The following is a 6,689-nucleotide window of genomic DNA, read 5'->3' on the forward strand; positions in this document are numbered from 1 at the left end:
GTCCATTATGAGTTGGTCGGTCTGTTAAAAATAACTTGTTCAATATCCCTTTTACTCAATGGTTTTGAATAAAAGTAGCCTTGTCCTTTATGACAGTTTGTATTTAAAAGAAAATTCGCCTGTGCTTCTTCTTCTATTCCTTCCGCAACTACCTTCATGCCAAGACTATTTGCAAGGTGAATAATCGTTGTTGTAATAGCAGCATCCTTTTCGTTATTATGAATACCTCGAACAAACGATTGATCTACTTTGAGAACATCTATAGGAAAACTTTTTAAATAGTTTAATGAAGAGTAACCTGTACCAAAATCGTCAATCGCAATACTAATTCCCAAGTCCTTTAAACTTTTAAGAATTGGTGCGGTTTCAGCCGTATCCTGCATCACTCCCTCTGTAATCTCAATTTCAAGCAAGGAAGGATTAATTTGAAACGTCTGAATCGCCTTTTGTATCGTACAGACAAGAGTAGGTTGTTGAAATTGTTTCGCTGATATATTTATTGCAATTGTAATTTCTTCACCACAAAGATCATTCCATTCCTTTATTTGCATACAAGCTTGTTCAATGACCCAATTACCTATTGGAATAATCAAACCCGTATCTTCTGAAAGAGGGATAAATTCCGATGGTGGGACCAACCCAAACTCCTTTGAATTCCACCTAATCAACGCTTCAAAACTATTGATCTTTCCACTACTTAGTTCTACCTGTGGCTGATATAATAATATCAATTCATCACGCTCTAGAGCTTTTCTTAGTTGTGTCTCTAACGAAACGATATTAGCAAATGATTGTGTATTATCACTTCGATAAAACTGATAATGTGCTTTTCCCTTCTCTTTCACACGAAACAATGCCTCATCAGCGTTTTTGATTAAAGTTTCAGCATCTTTCCCATCCTGTGGATACATGCTTAACCCTATGCTTGGTGAAATATAATATTCATGTGAATCTAAATAAAAGGACTTGGCAAATCGGTTCAAAATATTTTGCGCCAACTGATTCGCGCTTTGGCGATTTCCTCTTAAAAGAACAATGAATTCATCGCCACCCTGTCTGTAAACCCTATAATCATCTGTTCCATCAATACTTAATCGCTCAGCAACCTTAATTAAAATTTGATCACCTGCAAAATGTCCTAGCGAGTCATTCAGTTGTTTAAATCGGTCTAGATCAATGGATAGAAGAGAAAAAGGTTCCTCTTTATTACTATCTGCATGATTTAAAAGTAGATCTAAATCCCGTAATAAGGCTCTTCTATTATATAATCCTGTTAACTGGTCATGAAATGCCATGAACTTTATCGTCTCAGCATTTATCGCCTGCTCCGTAATATCTCGAAAAATTAAATAAATACCTGTAATTTTATTATGAATGGTAAAAGGTATTGTTTTTAATTGGACAGTCATTTTTCTTTTACTGCTGTTGACGAACCGGAAGTCTAAAGTTTCTAAAGATAACCCTAAGAGAGATTGTTCAATAAATTCTCGAAATTTATCAATATCAGATTCATCAACAAAATCAAAAATGGATTTTTTCTTTAACTCATCGACCGTATATCCTGATAGAATTTCGCTAGCTGGATTCGCGTCAATAATATCTCCTACTCGAGTGGCGAGAATAACCCCATCTAGATTATGGTCCACGATAGAACGATAACGCTGTTCCGTCACTTTAAGCCGACTCTTTTCCGCCTCTAACTCTGTAATATCACGAGTTACAGACACAACAAATCTGACTTCTTGATTTTCATTAAGGACTGGAGTTAAAATCGACTGCCCATGAACCAGCCTTCCATCCTCTAGTGTGGATTGATCAATAAGCACTTGAACTTCTTTTGATTCTATTACATTCATATATGCGGCTTGAAGTCTTTCAGCAGTATCTGCAGGCATTACCTCAAATAAGGTTTTCCCCATCGTTTCCACTGTCAGCCTTGCATGTGTCGCACCAGATTTATTGGCAAAAACATATCGAAATTGATCTCCATCCACCTTCATAATAAACACCATATCATTAATATGGTTTAGGATGATATCAAAGATCATTCCTTCTATTTCACGTCTATTTTTATCATTAATCACTTCACGAGAGATTACCTTTTTAAACTGCTCCATCCCATCATCCTCGTTTGTACCTAAGCATTTGTTGTATTAAAAACTTCTTAACTTATATTATCCTTAAATACTGATAGTATCGTCAAGATGTTTCGTAATGTGCACAACTTTTGAAGTATCATAATAAAAAAAGAGATACCTACTGTATCCCTCATTCTTCATCTTCTCTTAATTGATAGGTTTCTTTCATTAATTCTATTTGGTGGTTTAGTAAATTCTCATTGTTTGAGATCACATAAGAGTACTTCCCATCTTGATTCTGTTCTCTTGCTTTTATATTGTCTGAAAGCTGGAGCTTCAATATATGAGTGATTCTTTCTTTATGATGATTTTCAAAGATTGGAAATAGAATTTCTACTCGTTTCTCCATATTTCTAGTCATCATATCAGCAGAAGACAAATACACCTTTTCCTTCCCGTTATGGTAGAAATAATAAATACGACTATGCTCCAAAAAACGACCAACTATACTAATGACCCGAATATTTTCACTTACCATTGGAATTTTTGGTTTTAAGCAGCATATGCCACGAATAATTAAATCGATTTTTACTCCCGCAGACGAGGCTTCATAAAGTTTCATGATTAATTCCTTATCTGTTAGGGAGTTCATCTTTGCAATAATTCTGCCATTTTTGTATTGCTTATGATAGGTTATTTCCTGGTCAATTAATTTAATAAACTTACCCCTTATATCATATGGTGCAACAACGATATGATTATATTTTGGCTTCTCTGTATATCCACTTAAAAAATTAAAGAAGTTTGTTGCATCAATACCAAATTTTCGTTTGGAAGTTAAATAGCCTAAGTCTGTATAGTAATTGGCTGTTTGATCATTGTAGTTTCCCGTCCCTAAATGAACAAATCTTTCTATCGTTTGATTTCTTCTTCTAACTACTAATGTAATCTTACTATGCGTCTTTAAGTGGGTCATGCCATAAATAACATGACAGCCAGCTTTCTCTAGTTCTTTCGCCCAGTGAACATTATTTTCCTCATCAAACCTAGCTTTTAACTCGACTAGAACAGTCACCTGCTTTCCATTTTCAGCAGCATTTTTAAGAGCGGCAATAATGGGTGAATCACCACTTACACGATACAGAGTTTGTTTGATCGCTAAGACATCTGGGTCACTCGCAGCTTCGGTTAAAAAGTCGACAACAGGTTGAAACGATTCGTATGGATGATGTAATAAAACATCTTGTTCAAGTAACTTTGTAAATAGATCTTCGTCAAAATCAAGATCCACTGGCTTTTGAGGAATAAATGCTTCAAATCTTAAATGCTCTCTTTTTCTTGATAGATGCTTTGAAAACTGGGCTAAAAATGTATGATCGAGTGGCCCATTAATTCTGTAAATATCCTCTTCATCTAACTCTAGTTCTTTTGTTATATGCTCAACAACAGAGTTATCAAAATGGTCATCACTCACCTCTAATCGAACAGCCGCTCCCCATTTACGTTTTTTCAGCACTTTTTCAATTTCTAGTAATAGATCTCTTGACCCTTCTTCGTGAATCGTTAAATCAGCATTTCTCGTAATTCGAAAAGGGGTGATAGATACTACTTTATATCCTCTAAACAACTTATGTATAAAGTAGCAAATCACATTTTCTAAGAGAACAAAGGAGCTACCTTCGTCACTCGGTATACTAATAAAACGATTAAGAACCGCTGGTACTTGAACAAAAGCAAGACGATTACTTACCACACCCTCTAAGTCCTCTTCTAGCAAAACAGCAAGGTTTAAACTTTTATTTGAAAGCATCGGGAATGGACGATACGCATCAATAGCCATCGGAGTTAAAACAGGAAAGATCTGCTCTTCAAAATATTCTTCTAAAAAAGAAAGTTGATTTTTATCCAAACTAGTAATGGTAAGGAGGTAAATAGATTCTTTTTTAAGTTCCGGAAGCAGGACGTTGATAAAGGTTTCACATTGAGTATTTACCAGCTTATGAGTGAACTTCGATATTTCCTCAAGCTGTTGCTTCGGAGTTAAGCCTGCCTTATTTTCTGGTCTATTATATCCAGCATCCACTTGATCCTGTAATCCAGCGACTCTAACCATAAAAAATTCATCTAAATTAGAACTGAATATCGATAGAAATTTAAGTCTTTCAAGAAGTGGATTACTCTTATCCAGTGCCTCTTCAAGTACTCTTTCATTAAATGCTAACCAGCTTAATTCACGGTTATTATAATAGGAAGGTAGATTGTATTGCCTTTCACCATTCATTTGGTCTCCCATCCTTGTCTATCTGATATGAATTCAAGTGTAATATTATATTTTAAAGATTTCTCTAAATGACGAATTTGCTTTTCCGCTTGATACTGTTCAACAAATGTATTTCCCACACAAAAAAGTTGAAATACGAGCTCATCCTGCTTCTTTTGTACTTTTATTTTCTTAACCAGCATACGCTTAGATGCATCCAAAGCAGAAGCAAGCTTCACCATTGCACCAGCTATTCGAATATCCTTTAATTCCCCTTTTGAAAACCATCCTATAAAAGGATTTGAATATTGCTTTAATAGTGCCCAGTTTTTATATGATGCAATAAAGGCAAGAATAAGTCTTTCCTTATGTGTAATCCCGTCTATTGATTGATGGGCTAGGAGATTAAAAGTATGCTGGCTGCTAACATCTGAATCGACGTATTGCCCGATATAATATATGCGTGCACTTTGTTTAATTAGACGCTCACTATATTCATTTGTTGTATTCTCGAATACATTAGAAAGTTCGGAGTAAATTTGTTTCGCTAACCATGCCACATGATCAGAATGACCTTCCTCAATTCCATAATCTCTAATCAACTGATCAATACTGCTTTCTAATATAAGATCAGATGGTTGCTTTCCCCCGCCTTTTTCTTTGTAAAGGATTCCTTCTCTTAGGCCTCTTTTACTAAAAATAAACCGTGTTGCTTGAACATACTTACAAAGCATGTCGAATACTTCAAGAGCTGGAAGGATGATATCTGCTCTGTCTTTGGAAAGTCCCTCTAATTTTTCAATATCAGCAATTTCCATACTCGTCATCATTTGTAATATATTATTTAAATCATCAGGGCTCATATCATACTGGTGAATTCCTGCTAAAGGATAGTTTTTTAGGTGTTGGTGAACTTGAGCGATGTTTCTCGCGCTCCCCCCGATAGCGACAATCGGAACCTGTTTGTTCTTCAGCCAAGGCAATGATTCAAAGGCTTCAGAGATCATTTTTTTCAGAGATATTCTTTCTTCATTTGACATCCGATTTCCACTCATAAATTTTTCCTTTAAAGATACGACACCAAACGGAAAACTATGCGATTGGACAAGAGTCTTATTTTGATAATACGTAATTTCGGTGCTTCCCCCACCAATGTCAATGGTCACACCATCTTTTACTGCAGTAGTGTTCACTACAGCTAAAAAACCGAGATACCCTTCTTCTTCCTCACTTAGAATTTCGATATCAAATCCTTGCTCTATCTTTATCTTTTCAAGAATTTCAGACTTATTCATTGCCTGTCGAATGGTTGCTGTGGCCACGCATTTTACTTCGCTTATTCCATGAAAGTCAATAATTTCTTTAAATCCTTTTAGGATGGTTAAACATTTCTGAACTCCTTCATAGGAAAGAACTTTCTCTTCATTTAAGTACTTTCTAAGCCTTGCGACAGCCTTGATATTTTCAACTTCCTTGTAGAAATGGTTGCTGGTTTCTATATATATCACTAATCGTATAGTGTTCGAGCCAATATCAATTACAGCCCACTTATTCATCTGTTCAAACTCCTTTTCTATTCACTATTATATTTATTCTATTCCACGTTCGACATTCCTCTAACCATCCAACCTCATTATGTATCTTGTTTGTTAAATTCAAATTTCAGAACCATTTTCTTTCCAACAAAAAAAAGGTATAATAGCCTTACAGTAGTTTGAACGAGTGAAAGGAGCTCAAAACCTTGAGTCAGGATAAAACACATCATCCTCCCTTAAAACCAACGATAGAAAACCTCTCACAGGCAATCTTCATTGTGAATCGTCATGCAAAAACCGCTCCAAATCCAAAATTTTTATACGAATTGAAGCGAAACGCCTTACAAAAGCTCATAAAAGAAGGAAAAGCAAGAAAGGAAGGATTACACTTCTCGAACAATCCTAGATACAGCCAACAACAATCGGATGTACTCGTTGTATGTGGAAACTACTCCTTTCATCTTCCCCCGTCAAAACAGGACTTCGAGAGTTTACCACACTTAGGTAAATTAGATAATAATATACGTAATCCAAGAGCTGTTCTATCTCTTAATCAGGCAAAGAAGCTTCTATCTAAATACACTGGAATGAAAGAAGAACCAAGTAATTCTTATAAGAAAAAAGGTTATGAGAAACCAGTCTTTAAAAAACTCGGTGAAAGCTATTTTTAAAAAAAGGGTGTCCCTAAATGAACTATACCCCGAATAACGGACACTATTAAAAAAGGTGCCCCTTATTCGGGGTTTTTTATGTCTTAAGAAAAAATCCCGTTTATAATGAATTCATACGAAAACGGGGGATTTATCATGGCCAAGA

At 35.4% G+C, this 6,689-nt stretch carries 4 protein-coding genes; 1 reads left to right on the forward strand and 3 read right to left on the reverse strand.

The features are described from left to right. Window positions 1–5: 5 nt before the first annotated feature. From M3175_RS06510 to ppx, 3 genes are all read right to left on the reverse strand, one after another. Entirely contained in the window at window positions 6–2,117 is a 2,112-nt protein-coding gene (locus M3175_RS06510; protein WP_251516222.1) for a putative bifunctional diguanylate cyclase/phosphodiesterase, read from the reverse strand. 151 nt (window positions 2,118–2,268) lie between these two features. Continuing rightward, complete coding sequence (locus M3175_RS06515; protein ID WP_251516225.1) at window positions 2,269–4,359, reverse strand: RNA degradosome polyphosphate kinase; 2,091 nt, start codon at window positions 4,357–4,359, stop codon at window positions 2,269–2,271. After that, entirely contained in the window at window positions 4,356–5,894 is a 1,539-nt protein-coding gene (gene ppx, locus M3175_RS06520) for an exopolyphosphatase (protein WP_251516228.1), read from the reverse strand. The genes M3175_RS06515 and ppx overlap by 4 nt, the downstream gene beginning before the upstream one ends. A gap of 185 nt (window positions 5,895–6,079) precedes the next feature. Between ppx and M3175_RS06525 the strand changes: the two genes are divergently transcribed. Then, window positions 6,080–6,544 carry a YkyB family protein gene (locus M3175_RS06525; RefSeq protein ID WP_251516231.1) on the forward strand — a complete coding sequence of 155 codons (465 nt, stop codon included), beginning with the start codon at window positions 6,080–6,082 and terminating at the stop codon, window positions 6,542–6,544. The last annotated feature ends 145 nt before the right edge of the window (window positions 6,545–6,689 follow it).

It is taken from the genome of Robertmurraya korlensis, assembly GCF_023715225.1.
In the GTDB taxonomy this organism is placed as follows: domain Bacteria; phylum Bacillota; class Bacilli; order Bacillales; family Cytobacillaceae; genus Robertmurraya_A.